General features: G+C 62.8%; 21 protein-coding genes. 6 read left to right on the plus strand and 15 right to left on the minus strand.

Features of this window, described 5'->3' with window-relative positions; translation table 11 throughout:
- Positions 1-69: 69 nt before the first annotated feature.
- The 9 genes from HDC32_RS14965 to HDC32_RS15005 all read right to left on the minus strand — a co-directional run bounded on the left by HDC32_RS14965 (position 70) and on the right by HDC32_RS15005 (position 10294).
- Entirely contained in the window at positions 70-2406 is a 2337-nt protein-coding gene (locus HDC32_RS14965; protein ID WP_184744552.1) for a bifunctional diguanylate cyclase/phosphodiesterase, read from the minus strand.
- A gap of 214 nt (positions 2407-2620) precedes the next feature.
- Positions 2621-3793 (minus strand): PotD/PotF family extracellular solute-binding protein, encoded by a 1173-nt coding sequence (locus tag HDC32_RS14970; RefSeq protein ID WP_184744554.1) that lies wholly within the window; start codon positions 3791-3793, stop codon positions 2621-2623.
- Positions 3790-4764, minus strand: a complete 975-nt coding sequence (locus HDC32_RS14975; protein WP_145335196.1) for a GTP-binding protein — start codon at positions 4762-4764, stop codon at positions 3790-3792. Before HDC32_RS14975 ends, HDC32_RS14970 begins: the two co-directional genes overlap by 4 nt.
- A 14-nt stretch (positions 4765-4778) precedes the next feature.
- Positions 4779-5081 carry a hypothetical protein gene (locus HDC32_RS14980; RefSeq protein ID WP_065938646.1) on the minus strand — a complete coding sequence of 101 codons (303 nt, stop codon included), beginning with the start codon at positions 5079-5081 and terminating at the stop codon, positions 4779-4781.
- A 13-nt stretch (positions 5082-5094) separates the two neighbouring features.
- Positions 5095-5844, minus strand: coding sequence for an SDR family NAD(P)-dependent oxidoreductase (locus HDC32_RS14985; protein ID WP_184744556.1), 750 nt, complete (start codon positions 5842-5844; stop codon positions 5095-5097).
- Between the two features lie 77 nt (positions 5845-5921).
- Positions 5922-6683, minus strand: coding sequence for an SDR family NAD(P)-dependent oxidoreductase (locus HDC32_RS14990; RefSeq protein WP_145335200.1), 762 nt, complete (start codon positions 6681-6683; stop codon positions 5922-5924).
- Positions 6684-6693: 10 nt separating this feature from the next.
- Positions 6694-8034, minus strand: coding sequence for an MFS transporter (locus tag HDC32_RS14995; protein ID WP_065926587.1), 1341 nt, complete (start codon positions 8032-8034; stop codon positions 6694-6696).
- 38 nt (positions 8035-8072) lie between these two features.
- Positions 8073-8951, minus strand: a complete 879-nt coding sequence (locus tag HDC32_RS15000) for a polysaccharide deacetylase family protein (RefSeq protein WP_003234086.1) — start codon at positions 8949-8951, stop codon at positions 8073-8075.
- Positions 8952-8962: 11 nt separating this feature from the next.
- Positions 8963-10294: an amidase gene (locus tag HDC32_RS15005; protein WP_184744558.1), complete on the minus strand. Its 1332-nt coding sequence runs from the start codon at positions 10292-10294 to the stop codon at positions 8963-8965.
- Positions 10295-10630: 336 nt separating this feature from the next.
- Between HDC32_RS15005 and HDC32_RS15010 the strand changes: the two genes are divergently transcribed.
- The 6 genes from HDC32_RS15010 (at position 10631) to cmoB (ending at position 17130) form a co-directional block, all read left to right on the plus strand.
- On the plus strand, positions 10631-11620 hold the full coding sequence (locus tag HDC32_RS15010; protein ID WP_027604651.1) for a GntR family transcriptional regulator: 990 nt from the start codon (positions 10631-10633) through the stop codon (positions 11618-11620).
- 119 nt (positions 11621-11739) lie between these two features.
- Positions 11740-14160 (plus strand): endopeptidase La, encoded by a 2421-nt coding sequence (gene lon, locus HDC32_RS15015; RefSeq protein ID WP_131697436.1) that lies wholly within the window; start codon positions 11740-11742, stop codon positions 14158-14160.
- A 190-nt stretch (positions 14161-14350) separates the two neighbouring features.
- Positions 14351-14740 carry a protease inhibitor I42 family protein gene (locus tag HDC32_RS15020; RefSeq protein WP_131698287.1) on the plus strand — a complete coding sequence of 130 codons (390 nt, stop codon included), beginning with the start codon at positions 14351-14353 and terminating at the stop codon, positions 14738-14740.
- Position 14741: 1 nt separating this feature from the next.
- Complete coding sequence (locus HDC32_RS15025) at positions 14742-15398, plus strand: lysoplasmalogenase (RefSeq protein ID WP_131698288.1); 657 nt, start codon at positions 14742-14744, stop codon at positions 15396-15398.
- 35 nt (positions 15399-15433) lie between these two features.
- Entirely contained in the window at positions 15434-16177 is a 744-nt protein-coding gene (cmoA, locus tag HDC32_RS15030; RefSeq protein WP_131698289.1) for a carboxy-S-adenosyl-L-methionine synthase CmoA, read from the plus strand.
- On the plus strand, positions 16174-17130 hold the full coding sequence (cmoB, locus tag HDC32_RS15035; protein ID WP_131698290.1) for a tRNA 5-methoxyuridine(34)/uridine 5-oxyacetic acid(34) synthase CmoB: 957 nt from the start codon (positions 16174-16176) through the stop codon (positions 17128-17130). Before cmoA ends, cmoB begins: the two co-directional genes overlap by 4 nt.
- A gap of 78 nt (positions 17131-17208) precedes the next feature.
- Here the strand turns inward: cmoB and tadA are convergent, their stop codons facing one another.
- From tadA to rnc, 6 genes are all read right to left on the minus strand, one after another.
- On the minus strand, positions 17209-17706 hold the full coding sequence (gene tadA, locus HDC32_RS15040) for a tRNA adenosine(34) deaminase TadA (RefSeq protein WP_131698291.1): 498 nt from the start codon (positions 17704-17706) through the stop codon (positions 17209-17211).
- Positions 17706-19082 carry a multicopper oxidase family protein gene (locus tag HDC32_RS15045; RefSeq protein WP_145335210.1) on the minus strand — a complete coding sequence of 459 codons (1377 nt, stop codon included), beginning with the start codon at positions 19080-19082 and terminating at the stop codon, positions 17706-17708. The genes tadA and HDC32_RS15045 overlap by 1 nt, the downstream gene beginning before the upstream one ends.
- Before the next feature lie 157 nt (positions 19083-19239).
- The gene (gene pdxJ, locus HDC32_RS15050) at positions 19240-19983 is read right to left on the minus strand and encodes a pyridoxine 5'-phosphate synthase (protein ID WP_131698293.1); all 744 of its coding nucleotides are present in this window, start codon (positions 19981-19983) and stop codon (positions 19240-19242) included.
- Positions 19984-20035: 52 nt separating this feature from the next.
- Positions 20036-20725: a DNA repair protein RecO gene (gene recO / locus HDC32_RS15055; protein ID WP_131698294.1), complete on the minus strand. Its 690-nt coding sequence runs from the start codon at positions 20723-20725 to the stop codon at positions 20036-20038.
- Positions 20726-20867: 142 nt separating this feature from the next.
- Positions 20868-21770 (minus strand): GTPase Era, encoded by a 903-nt coding sequence (gene era, locus HDC32_RS15060; protein WP_027604661.1) that lies wholly within the window; start codon positions 21768-21770, stop codon positions 20868-20870.
- Positions 21763-22452: a ribonuclease III gene (gene rnc, locus HDC32_RS15065; protein ID WP_027604662.1), complete on the minus strand. Its 690-nt coding sequence runs from the start codon at positions 22450-22452 to the stop codon at positions 21763-21765. The genes era and rnc overlap by 8 nt, the downstream gene beginning before the upstream one ends.
- Positions 22453-22514 lie beyond the last annotated feature (62 nt).

Genomic DNA, 22514 nt, shown 5'->3' on the forward strand with positions numbered 1-22514 from the left:
ACAGGTAGCCGCCTTTTTCATAAGCAATGAAGATCAACATCCGGGAGGGGCGATGGACTGCACCCGTCGTTAGAGCGGTGTCCGTTCACGCCGCATCCACATCTCGAACGCCATGGCATTGAGCGGCCGGCTGATCAGGTAGCCCTGGGCAGTGTCGCAGTTCCAAAGCTTGAGCAGCTTGAGGCTGGGCTCGAATTCCACGCCTTCGGCCACCACCTTGAGCCCCAGGTTGTGGCTCATTTCGATGGTCGAACGCACGATCACGCCGTCACCGCTGGTGCTGTCGAGGTTGCGCACGAAGGATTGGTCGATCTTCAACTCCTGCACCGGCAGGCGCTGCAGTTGCGCCAGCGACGAGTAGCCGGTACCGAAGTCATCCACCGACAGGCTGATGCCACACCCGCGCAGTTGCTCCAGCACGCTCAAGGCTTGTTGCGGGTTGTGCATGATCGCGCTTTCGGTGATCTCGAAAATCAGCTGCTTGGCCGCCACGCCGTACTGCATCAGCAGGGTGGTGACACGGATCGCCAGGTCGTCATCGACCAAGTCATCCACCGAGATATTCAACGACAACTGAATGTGCATGCCGCGCTGCGACCACTCACCGATCTGGCGGATGGCTTCTTCGATCACCCACTGGGTCAGCCCGCCCATGCTGCCGGTGCGCTCGGCCAGGGGGATGAATTCGGCGGGCGACACCAGCCCCAGGGTGGGATGCTGCCAGCGCAGCAGGGCTTCGGCCTGGCACACGTCGCCGTGCTTGAGGTCGAGCTTGGGCTGGTAGCACAGGTACAACTCGCCTTCGACGACGGCCCGGCGCAGGTCGCGGATCAGGGTGATCTGGCGCTGGTGGGCGAGGTCGCGGTCCTGCTGGTAGATCTGCAGATAGCCCGGCAGCGTCGCCGCATCATGGCGAGCGATAGCGGCGCGGCTGATCAGTTCTTCAACGTGCTGACCATCGGCGGGGTAAGCGGCGATACCGATGCTGACTTCGTGGCGCACTTCGTCATTGCCGATGCGCTGGGGTTCGGTAAGCAGCGCGTAGAGGCGGTCGGCGCGGGCCACGGCACGGTCGACCTCGGTGTTTTCCAGCAACAGCAAAAACTCGCTGCCGGTGATGCGCGCCGCCGTGTCGCTGGCCAGCAGGCTCATGGACAGGCAGCGGCTGGCTTCGCGCAGCATTTCATCCACACCCTCGGGACCGAAGCCCTCGTTGATAACGCGGTAGTTCTCGATCCCCAGGTACAGCAACACCACCGGCCGCCGCGCACTGATCGCACTGCCCAGGCGCTCCATGGCCAGGGCACGGTTGGGCAGGCCGGTGAGGGAGTCATGCAAAGCGTTATGGGCCAGTTGCCGTTCGCGCACGGCGATGCCGCTTTGCATGGCATTGAAGGCGCGGGCCAGCAAACCGAATTCATCGTGGCTGCGTACCCGCACCGGCGTGCGGTAATCACCGGCCCCGATGCGCCCGGCCGCCTCCACGAGTGCGTTGAGCGGGCGCGAGACCCGCCGCGCCAGGAACAGCGCGCCGGCCAACGACACCAGCAGCACCGCCAGGGCAATCCCGAGAAACTGCCGGTCCAGCGGCGCAAAGGATTCCAGTGCATGGTCCAGCGGGCTCTGAAGCAATACACGCACTTCATCACCCTCGCCAGTGTTGGCCAACGCCAGCACTCGGCTGAGCACGCGCTGACCGTGAAACACATGGATCTGCGCCTCAGGGTTGAGCGGTGCGCCGTGCAGCAGGCTGAGGGCAGTGGCCTGGTACGCGTCGGGCTGGGTGCTGAACAGCGGGCCGGGCGTGCCGTCCTGCACACTGAGGAACGACACTTCCAGGTTGCTCATGGAGCGCAGTTCATAGGCGAACAGTTGGTCCATGGCAAAGCCCATCACGATGCGCGCGATGGGCAACGGGTCGCGCACCTCATCCTGCACCAGCAGGTAAGGCCGCCCGTCCAGGGCCACGATCAACATTTGCAGGCCATTGCGCCGCGCATGACGCAAGGCGACGTCATAGGGGAACCGCTGGCCGCGGGTGAGGATGGGGAGCGTGCTGACCATGACCTTGCCGTCCAGGCCCAGCACAAACACTTCGCTGGAACGGATGCCGGTGCCGTGGCGACGCAGTGCCGCCAGGATCGGCGCAGGCTTGCCCGCGGCCACGGCCTGCTTGAACGGGCCATCGCCGGCGAGCCAGTCGAGCCCGTATCGCAGGCGCCGCCCGCGCAGGTCCAGCAGACGCTCGAATACCTGGGTTCCGGTTTTCAGTTGGACTTGTGCCTGATTCTCCACGGCTCGGCGGGTGGCGCTCTTGACGGCGAAATAGGTCGCGGCGACCACCACCAGCAGCAACAGCGCCAACACCCCGGCGATGCGGGTTTGAAAGGTATGGCGCCATGTCATGGCAGTGCCCTCCGGCAGCGTTCGCCTCTCTCTGCCGCCGCGTCCCTTAGTCATGTGCATTCCCTACGCCCAGACCCGCCGTCAAAAAAACATCCATTTAGACTGGAAATTTTGTCTTAGCAGATTAGCTGGGACAGAGCAGAAGCGCACCGAATAAAAACGGGGTTTTCACCGTCACTTTATTGGCGACAACCCCTTGGCCATACCCGCTTATTCAGCCGCGGGCGCGCATGAAGTCCCCCCAACGCCGCACCAGATAGTTGTGCTCATCCATGACCGAATTCCACACCGCGATATGCCCCATGCGCTGCTCATAGGAGCCGCCATCGCGCACCTCGCCGATATCGATCAACGGCAACCCATCACTGCCGGGCAACTCTTCCCGCGCAGGCCTGCCGGCGTACCAGTAATCCCACTCGGCACTGCTGAGGTGATCGCGGCTGCGCGCCGGATTGCCGATGTAGTAACCCTGGCGCGCCATCACCGCACCCGGCCAGCCGGACAACCACCAATTGAGGTACGCATACGCCGCATCCAGCACCGGGCCCTGGGCATGGCGCGACAATGACAAGCCGCCGAACCAGGCGCGATAGCCTTCGCGGGGGACCGCCAGGCGGTATTTCACCCCGGCGCGGTGCAGGCGCATCAGGGTCGGCGACCACAAGCTCTGAATATCGATGCTAGGGCTGAGCATCAGTTGCGCCGCCTCTTCATCGTCGGACCAGAACGCGGCGAAATGTCCTTCCTTCTGCTTGCGCACCAGAATATCGGCGAGCACGTCGATCTCTTCGATGCTCATATTGCCGATGTCGTTAAAGCGCGCCAGCCCCGCGCCCTGCACGGCCAGCGCAGCATCCAGGGCGCCGATGGCGGCATCGCTCTGCAGCGCCGTGCGTGCGCGCCACGCCGGGTCCAGCAGCCAGCCCCAGCTTTCGTTACCGTGGCAAAACCCCTCGGGCAGGCGCTCGGGGCGGTAGGCGAAGCTGTCGGCATTGTGGGTCAGAGGCAGCATGCTGATGCGTTCGGTGACGGTGCTGCCAAGGCCGCCGTCGTGCTGAACGAATAGGCGCTCGCTGGGTACGCTGCCGCTGCCCAGGCGGTCGCTGGGCGACAGCCGACCGCGCTTGGGCAGGTCGTTGATCTCGTGCCACAGCGCGATACGCCGCGTGTCGATGGGCTGGATCGCCCGGGCCGGCCACACGAAGTCGACGTTGTGAAACCATTGGTCGTACAGGTCATAACTGTCGGGCTGCATCACCGCGATGCGCTGGGCCTGTTCGACGTCGTGCACCTGGTACACCAGGCGAATCCCCAGTTCCTGTTCGGCGCGCACCCGCAGGCATTCGAGCAAAGTGACCGAGGTGCCGAGCACCCGTAAGGTGATCATCCGGCGAACCGCCGTGAGAACACTTCAAAGGAACGCTGCAGCAACGCAGGATCGAGGCCACGCAGGATAAACACCAGGCGCGATTGCCGGTCGGTGCCTGGCCACGCAGGCAGATGGACCGGAGCATGCAGGCAATGCTGCACGCCATGAATGACGATGGGGGCGTTACTGGCGTTCACGTTGAGCAGTCCTTTGACGCGAAGGATTCGTTCGCCATGGCATCTTAACAGCATCGACAACCACACCCCGAAGCCGACCCAGTCCAGCGGCTGGTCGAAGGTCATACTGCACACTTGGGCTGCCCCATGGCTGGCGCTGGTGGTCTGATGCAATTGCCAGCGGCTGACTTCCATGGCGGGTTCGGCACTGCGCAGGCCTTCACCGAGCAACAGTTGGTCGCCGCTGTGGATGGCGTGGGTATCGAGGATCGGCGTACCGGCGTTGAGCGCCTGCAGGTGCGCACGCAGCGGTTCGCAGTCATCCACAAGATCAGTCTTGCTCAGCAGCAAACGGTCTGCCGCCGCGACCTGGGCCAGCCATTCCGGGTGCAGGCGCTCCTGCAACGCGGCGTGGCTGGCGTCGACCAGCGTCACCACCAGGCCGATATGAAAACGCCCGCGCAGTTGCACGTCGTTGTTCAAGGTGGCGAGGATCGGGGCCGGGTCAGCCAGGCCGGTGGTCTCGAGGATCACCCGTTTGAACGCGGGAATTTCGCCACGCTCGCGACGTTGCAACAGACCGAGCAACGCGTCCTTGAGCTCGCCACGGATGGAGCAGCAGATGCAGCCGCTGGGCAACAGCACGGTATTAGGCGCGACTTCTTCCACCAGCAGATGATCGATGCCGATGTCGCCGAATTCGTTGATCAGCAGTGCGGTGTCACCCAGGCTTTCACCTTGCAGCAGGCGCTGAAGCAAGGTGGTTTTGCCGCTGCCGAGGAAGCCGGTGATCACATTTAGAGCAATGCTCATATTTACCTCCGGCCCTACAATGGGGTGTTTTCCAGATGGTCAAGTAGACGCGGGTCAAGGGGATCCAGCGGCCGGCCGAGCATGGTTTCAGCTGCCTGCCAGAGTTGATCCAGCCCGCTTGCCAGTGCCTGTTTGCCGGTGGCGCCCAACAGCAGATAGGAGGCGCCCTGGAAGTCTTCGACCTTGAGTCGGAACACCGCCAGCACCTGGTTGATCGCAGCGATACGGCGCAGGCGTTCGCGGCGCCGGGGCAGTTCATCGCCCAGGGGGTCGCTCCAGTGCAGGTCTTCGCCGAGCAATCCGCAGAGTCCGCACATGGCTACACCTCACTCATGGCATGACATCGCCGGAGTTCGGGCCCAGGGTCTGGCCGACGAACAGGTTGCCACCCGGCTCACTGGCCAGCAGCACAGCGGTGGGCGCCACTTCGTCCGCCAGGCCGAAGCGCCCCAAGGGCAGCTCCTTGGCCTTGGCGCGCTTCCAATCGTCACTGATGCCGCCCACTAACGGCGTCTCGATCGGGCCGGGGGCGATGGCGTTGACCAGCACGTTATCCTTGGCCACTTCCAACGCCAGGGATTTGGTAAAGCCGATCACCCCGGCCTTGGCGGCCGCGTAGTGGGTCAGTTCGGCGCCGCCCTTGATGCCCAGTTGCGACGCCACGTTGATGATCCGTCCCCAGCCCTGCGCGAGCATATGCGGCAAGGCGCGCTGGCTGGCGACGAACACGCTGGTGAGGTCGACGCGCAGCATGTCGTTCCACATCTCGATGGACAGGTCGACGCAACGCGCCTGGGTAAGCATCCCGGCATTGTTGACCAGGATATCGATGCCGCCGAAGTGTTCGACGCAACGGTCGACACTGGCCTGGGCACCTTCGACCGTGCCGACATCGGCCACGCACTCGACCACTTCGGCGCCGAGGTTGCGGCAGGTGATTGCGGTTTCGGCGAGGCTGGCGGCGTTGCGGTCGGCCAATAGCAGACGCGCGCCTTCAACGGCGTAGGCGCGGGCGATGGCGGCACCGATGCCGCTGCCGGCACCGGTGATCACGGCGCGGCGGCTGGTCAGTTGGTTCATGCAAAAACTCCTGAAAAATTCCACTTCCAATGTGGGAGGGGGCTTGCCCCCTCCCACATTTGGATCAAGTACATCAGTCAGTCAGGCCAGCGCACGGTCAGGCCGCCGTCGATGACGATGCTCTGCCCGGTCAAATAACTCGACGCCTCACTGGTCAAGAACTGCACCAGCGACGCCACTTCATCTGCGCGCCCTACCCGCCCCAGCGGAATCGCCCGCGCGGCCTTGGCCAGGCCTTCCGGGCCGAGGGAGTTCTTCGCATCCAGCGATTGCGGTGTCTCGATCAACCCCGGGATCACCGCATTGCAGCGAATGCCCAGGGGCGCCAACTCCACCGCCAGCGAGCGGCACAACCCCGGCACACCAGCCTTGGCTGCGGCGTAATGGCTGTGTTCCTGCCAGCCATACACGCCGCCGGCAATCGAAGAGATCGCCACCAGCGCGCCGCCTTCGTTCATATGCCGCGTCGCCGCGCGGAAGGTGCGCATCACCCCCGTGAGGTCGACATTGAGCATCTCGTTCCATAACTCATCGGTCATTTCCAGCAGCGGCGCACGGCGCAGCAAACCGGCGTTGGCCACCGCGTAATCCAGCCGGCCGAAATGCTGTACCGCCTGTTCGGCGAGGGCGTCCACCGAGGCGGTATCGCCCACGTCCAGCGGTAACATCAGGCACTCGCCCCCCGCCTCCTCCACCTGCGACACGGTGGTGCTCGGGTCGTGGGGATCGGCCGGATAATACCCGCCCACCACCGCGACGCCGCTGCGTGCATAGGCCACGGCGAGGGCTTGGCCAATGCCACTGGCGGCACCGGTAATCAGCGCAACTTTACGGCTCATCACATTCTCCTTACTGAACGGTTTCCGGACGCACATGGCGGGCGGCAAACATCAGCGCGCCGGACAAGAAGCACGGCAGCGCGCCGAACCACAGCGCGGCGGTCTGCCAGTCACTGCCGGCGGACAACACCTGGGTCGCACCAAAACCTGCGACCACGGCACCAATCGGGCCCATGGCATGGATGATCGCGCCGCCGGTGGCGCGGATGCTGGTGGGGAAACTTTCACTGATAAAGAACAGCGCCGCCGAGTACGGCCCGATCAGGAAGAACAGGCCCAGGCTGTACAGCCCGACCACCATCGGCATATTGCTCGGACCAAACAGCATGCCGGCAAACGCCAGGCCGCCGAGCATCCAACCCAGGCCGATGACGTTACGACGGCCGATCTTGTCGCCCATCCAGCCGTGGCTGAGGTAGCCGCAGTAACCCACCAGGTTCGACAGCACGAGGATGATCAGCGAGTTCTCGAACGAGATGTGGTGCACGCTGACGATCACCGAAGTGCCGAGCACGCTGAACACCTGGATCGCTGCCCAGTTGAGCAGCAGCGCAGCGCCGATCACCAGCGTGGCGCGACGGGCCGGGCCACGGAAGGCCGCCTTGAGACCGGCCTTGCTGTGTTCGTCGTAGTCCACGCCGTAGGTCACGGCAACGTTTTGCGCTTCTTTCACCGCGCCGCTTTTACGCAGTTGGCTGATGCGCTGGTGGATCTGGAACTGCGGGCTCTCCTTGAGCTTGCGCGCCATGATCGCGATCACCACCGCGGGGATCGCGGCGAAGATGAAGCAACCCTGCCAGCCGATGATCGGCAGCAACAGCGCGGTCAAACCGGCGGCGATCAACGCACCGACCGGCCAGCCGCCCTGCACCAGGCTGTAGATGAAGCCGCGACGCTTGGTCAGTCGCGGGTCTTCTGACGCACCATACAACTCGGTCAGATAGGTGGCGTTGACGGTTTCTTCGGCATACCCCAGGCCGCCCAGCGAACGGATCAGAATCAGCGGCGACTTGCCCCACGCCCCGCCAATGGCGGTCAGTGCCGAGCACAGTGCGGAACCGGCCACGGTGAAAATAATCCCTTTGCGCCGCCCCAGCTTGTCGACGATCGGCCCGATGGCCAAGGCGACGACGGCGGTACCCACCGCCACCCAAGTCGCGATTTCAGCTTGCTCCACTTCACCCCAGCCAAAGTGCCGGCCGATCTCCGGCAGCAAGGTGCCGAACAGGATGAAGTCATACACCGCAAACACCCAGGCGAAAAACGCGATCCAGGTGGCGAAGCGCACTTCCTGGGACGTCAGTTGCCGGGGTTTCCAGCCAGTCAGGTCAAGCTTGTTGTAGATGGACATAATCGCGCCTCGGGAGGTGGGGGCTGCTTGGGTTGGGATCAGGTACGCGGTTGGCGGCGGATAAAGTCGTCGGCGATTTCGTCGAAGGTGACGAAGCGCACGCCGGCATGGCTCTGGATGTGTTCGATCAAGCGCTCGAGCATCAGCAGCACTTGCGGGCGGCCGGACACGTCGGGGTGGATGGTCATGGTGAACACCGCGTGTTCGTGCTCGCGGTAGACCCAGTCGAACTGGTCGCGCCACATTTCTTCGAGGTGACGCGGGTTGACGAAACCGTGGCTGTTGGGGGCTTTCTTGATGAACATCATCGGCGGCAGGTCGTCGAGGTACCAGTTGGCCGGGATCTCCACCAGGTCGGTTTCTTCACCGCGCACCAGGGGTTTCATCCAGGTGTCGGGGTGCTGGCTGTAGTCGATCTTGGTCCAGCTGTCGCCCTTGCGCACGTAGTAGGGGTGGAAGTCGTTGTGCATCAGGCTGTGGTCGTACTTGATGCCTTTCTTCAGCAGCAGCTCGTTGGTGACCTTGCTGAATTCCCACCACGGCGCAACGTAGCCGGTGGGACGCTTGCCGGTGACTTGGGTGATCAGTTCGATGGACTTGTCGAGGACGATTTCTTCCTGCTCGGCGGTCATCGCAATCGGGTTTTCGTGGCTGTAGCCATGCACGCCGATTTCGTGACCGGCGTCGGCCACGGCCTTCATCTGCTCGGGGAAGGTTTCCATCGAGTGGCCGGGGATAAACCAGGTGGTGCGCAGGCCGTAGCGTTCGAACAGTTTGAGCAGGCGCGGCGCACCGATTTCACCAGCGAACAGGCCGCGGGAGATGTCGTCGGGCGAGTCTTCGCCGCCATAGGAACCGAGCCAGCCAGCGACGGCGTCGACGTCGACGCCAAATGCACAGAGGATGTCTTTAGCCATGGTGTGTCTCCTTAAATGTTGAGTACGGATTCGACGGATAAGGCCGCGCGCAACAGCCGCGCGTCTTCTCCTGTCGGGGCGCTGAGCAGCAGCCCGGTGGGCAGGCCCTGGGCATCACGGCCACTGGGTAAGCTGACGCCTGGCATGTCGAGAAAGCTGCCGGGCATGGTCAGGCGCAGGGTGGCGAGGTTGGTTTTGACGAACAGTTCGTCGTCGGCTTCAAGCGGTGCCAACGCCGGGGCGACATGGGCGACGGTGGGGGTGATCAGGATCGCGCCGTCGAGGTCGTCGAGCAGTTGCTGTTGCAGGCGGCGACGCGCCTCGGTCAGGTGGATCAGTTGGCTGGCCGGCAATCCGCGCGCGGCTTCAAGGCGGCGGCGCACGCGGGGGTCGAGGTGCTCGGCATCAGTGCTGTCGAGCAGGGCCTGGTGCAGGGCGAAGGCTTCGAACGCGCCGAGCCAGCCTTGGTGCTTGATGAGGTCCAGGGTGGCCTGGAACGGGGGGCTTTCACGCTCTTCAATCAGCGCGCCTTCCGCCTTCAGTCGCTCAACGGCGCGCAGCAGGTTGTTGCGCACGGCAGGCTCCACGTCGGCCAGCACGCCCTGTTCCAACACAAAACGCTGCCCTTTCAGGCGGCGGGCACTGTGCTGCTGGGTACGGCCATGGAGCAGGTCGTCGATGGCCAAGGCATCGCGCACGCTGCGCGTCAACGGACCGAGGCTGTCGAGGGAGTGGGCCAAGGGAAACACACCGTCGCGGCTGTAGCGTCGGCTGCTGCTGCGGTACCCCACCAATCCGTTGAGCGCCGCCGGAATGCGGATGGAACCGGCGGTGTCGGTGCCCATGGCGATCGGCACGATACCGGCCGCGACCGCCACCGCCGACCCGGACGACGAGCCGCCGGGAATGCGCGCCTGGTCCGTGCCATGGGGATTGTGCGGCGTACCGAAATGCGGGTTCAGGCCCAACCCGGAATAGGCCAGTTCGCTGAGGTTGGTCTTGCCGACGCTGACCATCCCGGCACGGCACAACAGGCCCACACTGGGGGCGTCGAGCAACGCGGCGGGCGCAGTACGGCGGTAGGCGGCGCCCGCGGTGGTGATGCTGCCGGCCACATCGAACAGGTCTTTCCAGGCCAGGGGTACGCCGTCGAACACGCTCAAGGGCTGGCCGGCACGCCAACGGGCGGCGGACGCTTCGGCTTCACGGCGGGCGCGCTCGGCGGTCAGGGAAATAAATACGCTGGTCGAGCGGCTCGCTTGATCGAGTGCCTGCTCAAGGACTTGCACCGGGTCGCTGCGACCGCTGGCGAAATCCTCGGCCAGTGAAGTGGCGTCTGACATCAGGGAAACCTCATAAAACGTACATATTCATAAAATGTACATTTTACAAAGGCAGCTTTCGTGCCAGTCTCTGCGTAGCGCTCTTGACGCGATTACGCATTTTTACCCAGAGCTACGGGATAGATGGTGTTGCTCGATGGAAAAAAACCTTGCGCCACGCTTGCGAAGCGCCTCCGATGAAATAATGTACCTTTTATTAATAAGTACATTTTGGTGCAGAAAAGTAACATTCCTACATTCAAGGCCCCAAAAAAGTGCCACCGACGTGGCGCAGAGTGACAGGCGCAACTTATGAGAGAATCCCCGGCCACCGTCCTACATGCCTTTGAGAAATCGATGAAAGCAGTGTCCGCCTCGGCCTCCCGTTACGCGATGATTCACCAGGTGTTGCGCGACGCGATCGTCAACGGCACCGCCCGCCATGGCCTGGTATTGCTGGAAGCGCCCCTGGCCGAACTGTTCGGCACCAGCCGCGTGCCGGTGCGCAAGGCGCTGGACCTGCTGCACGCTGAGGGCTTGATCTGCCGTTTCAACGGCCGGGGTTACCTGATTAACCCCGAAGGCCTGGCCATGGAACCGCTGCGCCTGCCCCTGAGCCATGCGCACCTGGGCCTCAATGGCGAGGCCGAACTGGTGGACACCCGGCCGCTGGGCGAGCGCATCGTCGAGGAAATCGGCGCGGCGCTGTCCACCTGCATCGCCTTTGGCCATTACCGCCTGGATGAACAGGCCGCCGCCGACCACTATGGCGTCAGCCGCGCGGTGGTGCGTGAGGCGCTGATGCGCCTGCGCGACCGTGGCCTGGTGGAAAAAGAGCCCTATTCCCAATGGCTGGCGGGGCCACTGACCGCGCGGGAGGTCACCGAGGATTACGAACTGCGCGCCTGCCTGGAACCCGAAGCCCTGCGCCAAAGTGCCCCGAACCTCGACCGCGACATGCTTGAAGCCATGCTGCAGCGCGTGCTGGATGCCCAGGACAGCCCGCAGTGCAGCCTGGAAGCCATCGAGCAGATCGAAGAGGACCTGCACCAGCGCTGCCTGGCCGGCCTGCAAAACCGCAAGATTGCCGCGCTGATTCGCCAAGGCCAGAGCCCGATGATTATCAGCCGGATTTTTTACCGATTGCTGGGGATCGGCGCTGATCCGGCGATGCTCGCCGAACATCGCTTGATTCTGGAACTGCTGCTGCATGGCGCATTCGATGCGGCCGCGTTGAACCTGCGCGAGCATTTGCAGCGGGCGCGGCAGCGGATGTTGCAGCGTCTGAAAGTGCTGTCGGTGCTGCCAGAACAGCCACTCCCCGCCTACCTCCACAAAATCAGCTGACCCACATTGACCAAGTCGCCGCAGTAATTTCATGCAATATGTTGCTATCTCACCCCCACCATTGAAACCACTGCTACCCCGCCCCATCTAACCTGCATACTTCCTTATGCAGGTGCCCCATGAGCGACCAGCAAGAATTCCCTGATTACGACCTCAACGATTACGCCGACCCCGAAAACGCTGAAACCCCTTCGTCCAATACCGGCCTGGCCCTGCCTGGGCAAAACCTGCCGGACAAGGTCTACATCATCCCGATCCACAATCGGCCGTTCTTCCCGGCGCAAGTGCTGCCGGTGATCGTCAACGAAGAGCCGTGGGCCGAGACCCTGGAGCTGGTGAGCAAATCCGACCACCACTCCCTCGCCCTGTTCTTCATGGACACGCCACCGGAAGACCCACGCCATTTCGACACCTCCGCCCTGCCGCTGTACGGCACCCTGGTGAAGGTGCACCACGCCAGCCGCGAAAACGGCAAGCTGCAATTCGTCGCCCAGGGCCTGACCCGCGTGCGGATCAAAACCTGGCTCAAGCACCACCGCCCACCGTATCTGGTGGAAGTCGAATACCCGCACCAGCCAAGCGATCCGACCGACGAGGTCAAGGCCTACGGCATGGCGCTGATCAATGCGATCAAGGAACTGCTGCCGCTCAACCCGCTGTACAGCGAAGAGCTGAAGAACTACCTCAACCGCTTCAGCCCCAACGACCCGTCGCCCCTCACCGACTTCGCCGCCGCCCTCACGTCGGCCACCGGTAATGAGCTGCAGGAAGTGCTGGACTGCGTGCCAATGCTCAAACGCATGGAAAAAGTCCTGCCGATGCTGCGCAAGGAGGTGGAAGTCGCGCGCCTGCAAAAAGAACTCTCCGCCGAGGTGAACCGCAAGATCGGCGAGCACCAGCGCGAGTTCTTCCTCAAGGAACAGCTCAAGGTCATCCAGCAGGAACTGGGCCTGACCAAGGACGACCGCAGCGCCGACGTCGAACAGTTCGAGCAACGCCTGGAGGGCAAGGTGCTGCCGGCCCAGGCGAAAAAACGTATCGATGAAGAACTGAACAAACTGTCGATCCTCGAAACCGGCTCACCGGAATACGCGGTGACGCGCAATTACCTGGACTGGGCCACCTCGGTGCCATGGGGCGTGTATGGCGAGGACAAACTCGACCTCAAACACGCGCGCAAGGTGCTGGACAAGCACCATGCCGGCCTGGATGACATCAAGAGCCGCATTCTCGAATTCCTTGCGGTGGGCGCCTATAAAGGCGAAGTCGCCGGCTCCATCGTGCTGCTGGTGGGCCCGCCGGGCGTGGGCAAGACCAGCGTGGGCAAATCCATCGCCGAGTCCCTCGGGCGGCCGTTCTATCGCTTCAGCGTCGGCGGCATGCGCGACGAGGCCGAGATCAAGGGCCATCGCCGCACCTACATCGGCGCCATGCCGGGCAAGCTGGTGCAGGCGCTCAAGGACGTGGAGGTGATGAACCCGGTGATCATGCTCGACGAGATCGACAAAATGGGCCAGAGCTACCAGGGTGACCCGGCCTCGGCGCTGCTCGAAACCCTCGACCCGGAGCAGAACGTCGAATTCCTCGACCACTACCTGGACCTGCGCCTGGACCTGTCCAAGGTGCTGTTCGTGTGCACCGCCAACACCCTGGACTCGATCCCCGGCCCACTGCTGGACCGTATGGAAGTGATTCGCCTATCGGGCTATATCACCGAAGAAAAAGTCGCGATCGCCAAACGCCACCTGTGGCCAAAACAGCTGGAAAAAGCCGGCGTTTCGAAAAACAGCCTGAGCATCAGCGACGGCGCCCTGCGCGCACTGATCGACGGGTACGCCCGCGAGGCCGGGGTGCGCCAGCTGGAGAAACAGCTGGGCAAACTGGTGCGCAAGGCGGTAGTCAAGCTGCTGGACGCGCCGAACTCGGTGATCAAGATCGGCAACAAGGACCTGGAAAGCTCCCTCGGCATGCCGGTGTTCCGCAACGAGCAGGTGCTGTCCGGTACCGGTGTGATCACCGGCCTGGCCTGGACCAGCATGGGTGGCGCGACCCTGCCGATCGAGGCGACCCGCATCCACACCCTCAATCGCGGCTTCAAGCTGACCGGGCAGTTGGGTGAGGTGATGAAAGAGTCCGCCGAAATCGCCTACAGCTATATCAGCTCCAACTTGAAGTCGTTTGGCGGCGATCCGAAGTTCTTCGACGAAGCTTTCGTGCACTTGCACGTACCGGAAGGCGCCACGCCGAAGGACGGCCCGAGCGCCGGGGTGACCATGGCCAGCGCACTGCTGTCCCTGGCCCGCAATCAAGCGCCGAAAAAAGGCGTGGCCATGACTGGCGAACTGACGTTGACCGGGCATGTGCTGCCAATTGGCGGGGTGCGTGAAAAGGTGATTGCGGCGCGGCGCCAGAAGATTCACGAACTGATTCTGCCGGAGCCGAACCGTGGCAGTTTTGAAGAGTTGCCGGAGTACCTGAAGGAAGGCATGACCGTGCACTTTGCCAAACGCTTTGCGGATGTGGCGAAGGTGTTGTTCTGATAGAGCGCTAGCGCCTGAACTGGCCTCATCGGGGGCAAGCCCCCTCCCACACTTGAATGTGTTCACACATCAACATGTGGGAGGGGGCTTGAACCCGATGGCGTGAGTGGCCGCAACCTGTATCCTGCTTGTAACACCCTGTCTTATCTTCGGTTATGCTCGGTCTTCGTCGCCAAACAACGGAGCCCCCATGACCGCTGCCCGCCTGCTTCTCCCCCTGAGCCTTTGCCTGCTCGCCGCCTGCGCCAGTGCGCCGAAGCAAAACGTCACCGTGGAAGAACAGGGCGCTTGTCCGCTGCAACTCAAAACCGGGCAAAACCTGATCCTCACCCTGCCAAGCAACCCAACCACGGGTTATCGCTGGGCCATCCAGGATTCCGCCGGCGGCGTACTGCGCGCACTGAGCCCCGAGGTGTACAGCAGCTCGGAATCCGGTGTGGTCGGTGGCGGAGGCCAGTCCACCTGGCGCTTCCAGGCTTTCACGGCCGGCCAGGGTCGTTTGCGCCTGACCTCCCAGCAACCCTGGGAACCGGAAGCCGAGCCCGCCGAGACCTTCGACTGCGCCATTACGGTGAACTGATATGCCATGGCTGATTCTTGCGCTGATGGGCGCAGGCACCTTTATCTACGGCCTGAGCACCCATGCCACGTTGCTGTGCCTGCTGGTCAAGCCGCTGCCGGTACTGGCGCTGCTGGGCTGGCTGCATGATGCGCCGCCTACTGACTATCGACGCTGGATCAGCCTCGGGCTGATTTTTTCCCTGGTCGGCGATGTATTGCTCGCCTGGCCGGGCGACCTGTTTATCTTCGGCCTCGGCGCCTTCCTGTTTGCGCACCTGGCCTATCTCAAAGCCTATTTCAGCGACTGCCGCCGCTTGGCGCTGTTGCCGTTGGTATTGGCGCTGGGCGTGGGCGCGATCCTGCTGAGCATCCTGATCTCCCACGGCCTCGGTGAACTGCTGATACCGGTGGTGGTTTACGCACTGGTGATCAGCGCCATGCTTTGGCGCGCGCTGGCACGCCTGGGCAGCGATGTGCCGAAACGCTCGGCGCTGCTGGCGGCGGCGGGGGCGGTGTCGTTTGTATTTTCCGACACGCTGATCGGCATCAATCGGTTTGTGCTGTCGTTCGAGGCCGCGCCGTATTTGTTGATCACAACTTACTGGCTCGGCCAATGGGGAATCACGGCTTCGGCTTTCCATCAGACAACCCGCGCATCCGCTGACCAACTTGGCTAAAATGCCGGCCTTTCCCCCTCGTCGCCGGAACAACCGTGAGCAAAGAACCCGATCGCCTATTCGCCCAGCCCCTGCCCCAGGTGCCGGACTTCGCCTTTAACGAGGACGTGGTGCGGGTGTTCCCGGACATGATCAAGCGCTCGGTGCCTGGTTACCCGACGATTGTCGAAAACCTCGGCGTGCTCGCGGCGCAATTTGCCCAACCGAACAGCGTGCTCTACGACCTGGGCTCGTCCCTGGGTGCGGTGACCCAGGCCTTACGTCGCCATGTGCGCACGGACGGTTGCCGAGTGATCGCTGTGGATAACTCGGCGGCCATGGTCGAGCGCTGCCGCGAATACCTCAATGGCCAGGACTCGATGTTCCAGGAGCTGCTGCCGGTCGAGGTAATCGACGGCGATATCCTCGCGCTGCAGTTCCAACCGGCCTCGGTGGTGGCGTTGAACTTCACCCTGCAATTCATCGCCCCGGATGAGCGCCTGGCGTTGCTCGGGCGTATCCGCCAGTCATTGCTGCCAGGCGGTGCATTGATCCTTTCGGAAAAGCTGCGTTTCAATGACCTTGAAGAACAGGCACTGCTCACCGACCTGCATATCGCGTTCAAACGCGCCAACGGCTACAGCGAACTGGAGATCGCCCAGAAGCGTAGCGCCATCGAAAACGTCATGAAGCCCGACAGCCTCGAAGAACACCGCGAACGCCTGCTGGCGGCCGGGTTCTCGAAAGTCGTGCCGTGGTTCCAGTGTCTTAACTTTGCCTCGTTGATTGCCTTGCCATGATTGATCTGTCCCCCCTCGCCCGCCATCTGGTCGGCACCCCTCTGGCTGTATGGGCCCAAGGCCTGCAAGCGCAGCTCGATAGCAAGATGGAAAAGGGTCATGGCGACCTGGAGCGTTGGCAGAGTGCCCTGGACGCGCTGCCAAAGATCCAGCCCAGCGAAGTCGACTTGCTCAATGGCTTGGTGCTGGACACCGATTGCGACGATGCCACCCGCGCGCAGATGCACACCGCGCTGATGGGCTTGAGCCCGTGGCGCAAGGGCCCGTTCCACCTGTTCGGTGTGCATGTGGACACCGAATGGCGCTCGGACTGGAAGTGGTCGCGTGTGGCCCCGCACCTGGACCTGAAGGGCAAGCGCATTCTCGATGTCGGTTGCGGCAACGGTTACTACATGTGGCGCATGCTCGGCGCCGGGGCCGACAGCGTGATTGGCGTCGACCCGAACTGGCTGTTCTTCTGCCAGTTCCAAGCCGTACAGCGTTACCTGTCTGAACCCAAGGCCTGGCACCTGCCGTTTCCGTTTGAAGACCTGCCGGCGAACCTGGAAGGCTTCGACACAGTGTTTTCCATGGGTGTGTTCTATCACCGTCGCTCGCCGATCGAGCATCTGCTGGCGCTGAAGGACACCCTGGTCAAGGGCGGCGAACTGGTCCTGGAAACCCTGGTGGTGGAAGGCGACCAGCAACAGGTGCTGGTGCCGGAAGACCGTTATGCGCAGATGCGTAACGTGTGGTTCCTGCCGTCGGTACCGGCATTGATGCTGTGGCTGCGGCGTGCCGGGTTCAGTGATGTGAGGTGTGTGGATGTGAGCGTGACTACGGTGGAGGAACAGCGCGGGACGGCGTGGATGAAGTATCAGTCCCTCAGCGACTTCCTCGATCCGCAGGATCACAGCAAGACGATTGAAGGGCTGCCGGCGCCGATGCGGGCGGTCATCATCGCCAAGAAGTAACCGCTAATCTCCCGGAAACAACAGAGATCCAAATGTGGGAGGGGGCAAGCCCCCTCCCACATTTGCTCATCAGTTTTTTTAGAGCGGGGGCTTGGCCCGGCGTGCCTTGAAAAATTCGCTCAACACCGTGCCGCACTCCTCCGCCAGCACACCGCCTTCAAACAACACCCGATGGTTCAGAAAACCCTGGGTAAAAAACTGCCCCTGGCTTTGCACGATCCCTGCCTTGGGCTCCAACGCGCCATACACCACCCGCGCGATGCGTGAATGCACGATCAGGCCGGCGCACATGCTGCACGGTTCCAGGGTCACGTACAGCGTACTGCCCGGCAGGCGGTAGTTGCTGACCGCTTGCGCAGCCGCGCGTATAGCGACCATTTCGGCATGGGCGCTGGGGTCATTGCCGCTGATCGGGCAGTTGAAGCCGCGACCGATGATTTCACCGTCCTGCACCAGCACCGCGCCCACCGGCACTTCGCCCAGCGTCGCGCCTTGGGCGGCAAGTGCCAGGGCTTCGCGCATGAAATCCTGATCGCGGCTGCGGTCGATAATCGCCGTGGGGCGAAACTGGCGCATCACGCCACCTCGATGGCGGCCATCAGACCGGTTTCCATGTGGTCGATCACGTGGCAGTGGAACATCCACACCCCAGGGTTATCCGCCACCAATGCCACGCGGGCGCGTTCGTTCTTGCCCAGCAGGTAAGTGTCGGTGAAATACGGGATCACCTTGTGGCGGTTCGAGGCGATCACCTTGAAGCTCATGCCGTGCAGGTGGATCGGGTGCTGGTACTGGGTCATGTTTTTCAATTCGAAAATGTAGCTCTTGCCTTTTTCCAGCTTGGCAATCGGTCGGTCGGCGCAGGTCTTGTCGGTGATGTCCCAGGCCTGGCCGTTGATCTGCCACAGGCTCGGCGGCTTGCCGTTATCCACCGATACGGAGCCGACCCACTCGAAATTGAAGTTGAGTTTCTCCGCATTGGCCAGGTCCGGCTCGGCAATCGGGTTGGCGGGCAATGCCGGGGGCCATTCGCTCGGTGCATCGGTGTTGGCGACTGAGCGGAAAGTGCCCAGGCGCACCGGGCCGTTACGGATCGACAGTTCTTCGCCCGCCGGCGGCGCCTTGATCGCCAGGCAGATACGCATGCCCGGGCCCAGCCAGTATTCCTTGCCCAGCGGGCGCGGCTCGACGGGGTTGCCGTCCAGGGCGTAGATCTGCGCTTCGACGTCGGGGATGTTGATGCGATAGGTCAGGGTGTTGTCGAGGTTGAGCAGGCGCACGCGGGTGATCTGCCCGGCGGGCAGGTCGATCACCGCCTGGGATACGCCATTGATCGTCGACAGGCGCCCGGCCGTGCCGCCACGCGCGGCTTCACGGGGAATGCTGAAGGCAACGAAGGCGCCCTCTTCGTCCACGTGCCAGCTCTTCAGGCTGAGGGTGCGTTCGTGCTTGAAACCGGTGGGCTCGCGCTCTTCGATGATCAGCGGGCCGACCAGGCCTCGGCCGAGTTCTTCGCTGCTGTTCACATGGGGGTGATACCAGTAGCTGCCAGCATCGGGCACGCGGAATGTGTAGTCGAAGTATTCGCCGGGTAACACCGGCAATTGCGAGACGTAAGGCACGCCGTCCATTTCCAGCGGCAGGCGGATGCCGTGCCAGTGGATCGTGGTGGCGACCGGCAGGTGGTTGATAAAGCGCACCCGCAGCCACTCACCCTGGCGCACGCGCAACTCGGTGCCAGGTGCCGAAGGGCCGAAGGCCCAGGCTTCGGTCTTGTGCCCCGGCACCAGCTCTACATCGAGCGGCGCGGCGATCAGTTCGTAATCGTGCCCCGCTTCGGCTTCGGCGACCTTCCCCAGCCAGTAGCGGTAGGCGCCACCGGCACCGACGCCCACTACGGCCAGGCCTGCAAGACCACCCAGGATTTGTCGACGGGAAAAGGATCGGGACACAACAACCTCACGTATCTGCCGCAGGCGCAGGGCCTGCAAAGGGCAGATACGATACACCTGCATTGGCTAAACAGTAAGGCTTCGCATTGCCGCATGACACAAAGACGGCGCACACCTGTAGGAGCGAGCTTGCTCGCTCCTACAGGTGAATCTGCGGTCAGCGCTTGGCGGCCGCCAGGATCAGGGCTTTCATCTCGGCCACAGCGCCTTTGAAACCGACGAACAGCGCATGAGCCACCAGCGCATGGCCGATGTTCAGCTCGTTGATGCCCTTGATCGCAGCCACCGCTTCGACGTTGTGGTAATGCAGGCCGTGGCCGGCGTTGACGATCAGGCCTTCATTAAGGCCGCAGTTCACACCGTCAATGATGCGCTGCAGTTCATCCGCCACGTCGGTCGGTGTGGTGGCGTCGGCGTAACGGCCGGTGTGCAGTTCGATGGCCGGCGCGCCGACACGGCGGGACGCTTCGATCTGGCGCTCGTCGGCGTCGATGAACAGCGACACTTCGCTGCCGATCTTCGACAGGCGCTCCACCGCAGCCTTGATCCGCGCTTCCTGGCCGGCTACGTCGAGGCCGCCTTCGGTGGTCAGTTCCTGGCGGGTTTCCGGGACCAGGCAGATGTGCGCCGGGCGGATGCGCTCGGCGAAGGCCATCATTTCTTCGGTGACGCCCATCTCAAAGTTCATGCGGGTTTGCAGCACGTCCTTGAGCAGCAGCACATCGCGCTCCTGGATGTGACGGCGGTCTTCGCGCAGGTGCACGGTGATGCCGTCGGCGCCCGCTTCTTCGGCGTCCAGCGCGGCCTTGACCGGGTCAGGGTAACGAGTGCCCCGGGCCTGGCGCAGGGTAGCGACGTGGTCGATGTTGACGCCAAGAAGAATGCGATTGCTGGTGGTCACGGAAGCGCTCCTGAAAAGGGGAAAGAAACGCTGCACAGCATACACGGGGATGTCAGGGCTTTCGAAACAACTCGCGACTGACTAGCGGCCGACCGCCCAAGTGCACAGCCAGGGCCTGGCGCATCAGGCGCTTGGCGGCGGACAACGCACCGGGTGCGCTCCAGTCGGCCTCGCTCATGGCCAGCAGCTCGGTACCCTGGAACAGGCCCGGTTGCAGCAGGTACACACGCTCCAGGCCCGCATCCACTTGCAGGCGGTACATGCCGTCGGCGGCGATGGGCTCGCCATGCAGGTCGTTGTTCAGTTCAAAACCGTAGCCCAGGTCGTCGAGCAGGCGCCATTCGAAGGCGCGCAGCAGCGGCTCCAGGGGGCGGCCTTCTGCCAGGGCCAGCAAGGTGGCGGCGTAGTGATCGAAGACAGCCGGGTGCGGGTCTTCGGCGGGCAACAGGCGGATCAGCAATTCATTGAGGTAGAGGCCGCTGAACAGTGCATCGCCATTGAGCCAGGCGGAAGTGCCGACGCTTTCCAGGCGGCCGACGTTTTTCAGCTCGCCCTTGCCGCGAAACTCCACATCCAATGCCACGAAGGGCCGCGCCAATGTCCCCGCCTTGCCCCGCGCGCTACGCAACACCGCGCGCAGGCGGCCTTGCGGCGTGAGGAAATCCACCAGCGCGCTGGTCTCACGGTAGGCGCGGCTGTGCAGGACGTAGGCGAGTTGGCTGGGGGGTTGGGATTGGGACATGGGTTCTCTATCTTGAAAACAACACAAACCTAATGTGGGAGGGGGCTTGCCCCCGATGGCAGTGTGTCAGTCACTTATTTATTAACTGACTCACCGCCATCGGGAGCAAGCCCCCTCCCACATTTTTTGCCCTGCGGTGTTCTTACAGGTCGCCGTAACCGAGGGAACGCAGAGCGCGCTCGTCATCGGACCAACCACCCTTCACCTTCACCCACAGGTTGAGCATGATCTTGGAATCGAACAGCAATTCCATGTCCTTGCGCGCTTCGGTGCCGATGCGCTTGATGCGCTCGCCCTTGTCGCCAATGATGATTTTCTTCTGGCCGTCACGTTCGACGAGGATCAGCGCATGGATATGCAGGGTCTTGCCCTGCTGCTTGAACTCTTCGATTTCGACGGTGATCTGGTACGGCAGCTCGGCGCCCATCTGGCGCATGATTTTCTCACGCACCAGTTCGGCGGCGAGGAAACGGCTGCTGCGGTCGGTGATCTGGTCTTCCGGGAAGAAGTGCTCGTTCTCCGGCAGGTAGCCGGCGATCACGCGCTCCAGGGCTTCGAGGTTGTGACCGTGCTGGGCCGAGATCGGCATGATCTGCGCGTTCGGCAGTTGCTCCTGCAACCAGCTCAGGTGCGGCATCAGCTCGGCTTTGTCTTCGATACGGTCGGTCTTGTTCAACGCGACGATCAAAGGCCCGGTGACGTACTGCACACGCTCGAGGACCATCTGGTCTTCGTCTGTCCACTTGGTGCGGTCGACCACGAAGATCACCACGTCGACGTCTTTCAACGCCGCCGAAGCGGTCTTGTTCATGTAGCGGTTGAGGGCTTTTTCACCGCCTTTGTGCATACCCGGGGTGTCGACATACACCGCTTGCACGCTGCCTTCGGTCTTGATGCCCAGCATGTTGTGGCGGGTGGTCTGCGGCTTGCGCGAGGTGATTGCAAGCTTCTGGCCGAGGATATGGTTCAGCAGCGTGGACTTGCCCACGTTCGGGCGGCCGACGATGGCAACATAGCCACAGCGTGTTGCGGTTGAATCAGTCATGGCCATTCTCCACGCCCAGAGCAATCAGTGCTGCAGCGGCCGCTACCTGTTCGGCAATACGACGGCTCACACCCTGACCTCGGCTTTTTTCATTCAGTAAGGTGATTTCACATTCCACGAAGAACACGCGGCAATGGGGCTCACCCTGGATATCCACCACTTCGTAGCGTGGCAGGTCACAACCGCGCGATTGCAGGAATTCCTGCAGGCGGGTCTTCGGATCCTTGTTGGTGTCGACCAGCGTGAGGCTTTCGATCTCGGAGGTCAGCCACGCGGTGACGCGCTCCTTGGCCGCTTCCATGCCTGCATCGAGGTAGATCGCACCGATCAACGCCTCAAGCGCATCGGCCAGGATCGACTCACGGCGGAACCCACCGCTCTTCAACTCACCGGAGCCGAGGCGCAGGTACTCACCCAGACCAAAACCACGGGCCAGTACGGCCAGGGTCTCGCCCTTTACCAGCCGTGCGCGCAAACGCGACAGCTGACCTTCACGGGCTTGGGGAAAGCGCTCGAAGAGGGCTTCACCGGCGACGAAATTGAGGATGGCATCACCGAGAAATTCCAGGCGTTCGTTATTACGCCCTGCAAAGCTGCGGTGTGTGAGGGCAAGGACCATCAATTCCTGATCCTTGAAGGTGTAGCCGAGCTGGCGCTCGAGACGACTTAGAGAAACGGTCACGGTTTACCCATATCTGTGTGGTGGCACCGGCGGCCATCGACGATTGACGCAGTGTTCAAATT

Source organism: Pseudomonas sp. JAI120 (assembly GCF_014207255.1).
Taxonomy (GTDB): domain Bacteria; phylum Pseudomonadota; class Gammaproteobacteria; order Pseudomonadales; family Pseudomonadaceae; genus Aquipseudomonas.

Bases quoted from the DNA above. Each gene is read 5' to 3' on its own strand.
- HDC32_RS14965 (WP_184744552.1), bottom strand. From the start codon at position 2,406: ATGACATGGCGCCATACCTTTCAAACCCGCATCGCCGGGGTGTTGGCG.
- HDC32_RS14970 (WP_184744554.1), bottom strand. From the start codon at position 3,793: ATGATCACCTTACGGGTGCTCGGCACCTCGGTCACTTTGCTCGAATGC.
- HDC32_RS14975 (WP_145335196.1), bottom strand. From the start codon at position 4,764: ATGAGCATTGCTCTAAATGTGATCACCGGCTTCCTCGGCAGCGGCAAA.
- HDC32_RS14980 (WP_065938646.1), bottom strand. From the start codon at position 5,081: ATGTGCGGACTCTGCGGATTGCTCGGCGAAGACCTGCACTGGAGCGAC.
- HDC32_RS14985 (WP_184744556.1), bottom strand. From the start codon at position 5,844: ATGAACCAACTGACCAGCCGCCGCGCCGTGATCACCGGTGCCGGCAGC.
- HDC32_RS14990 (WP_145335200.1), bottom strand. From the start codon at position 6,683: ATGAGCCGTAAAGTTGCGCTGATTACCGGTGCCGCCAGTGGCATTGGC.
- HDC32_RS14995 (WP_065926587.1), bottom strand. From the start codon at position 8,034: ATGTCCATCTACAACAAGCTTGACCTGACTGGCTGGAAACCCCGGCAA.
- HDC32_RS15000 (WP_003234086.1), bottom strand. From the start codon at position 8,951: ATGGCTAAAGACATCCTCTGTGCATTTGGCGTCGACGTCGACGCCGTC.
- HDC32_RS15005 (WP_184744558.1), bottom strand. From the start codon at position 10,294: ATGTCAGACGCCACTTCACTGGCCGAGGATTTCGCCAGCGGTCGCAGC.
- HDC32_RS15010 (WP_027604651.1), top strand. From the start codon at position 10,631: ATGAAAGCAGTGTCCGCCTCGGCCTCCCGTTACGCGATGATTCACCAG.
- lon (WP_131697436.1), top strand. From the start codon at position 11,740: ATGAGCGACCAGCAAGAATTCCCTGATTACGACCTCAACGATTACGCC.
- HDC32_RS15020 (WP_131698287.1), top strand. From the start codon at position 14,351: ATGACCGCTGCCCGCCTGCTTCTCCCCCTGAGCCTTTGCCTGCTCGCC.
- HDC32_RS15025 (WP_131698288.1), top strand. From the start codon at position 14,742: ATGCCATGGCTGATTCTTGCGCTGATGGGCGCAGGCACCTTTATCTAC.
- cmoB (WP_131698290.1), top strand. From the start codon at position 16,174: ATGATTGATCTGTCCCCCCTCGCCCGCCATCTGGTCGGCACCCCTCTG.
- tadA (WP_131698291.1), bottom strand. From the start codon at position 17,706: ATGCGCCAGTTTCGCCCCACGGCGATTATCGACCGCAGCCGCGATCAG.
- recO (WP_131698294.1), bottom strand. From the start codon at position 20,725: ATGTCCCAATCCCAACCCCCCAGCCAACTCGCCTACGTCCTGCACAGC.
- era (WP_027604661.1), bottom strand. From the start codon at position 21,770: ATGACTGATTCAACCGCAACACGCTGTGGCTATGTTGCCATCGTCGGC.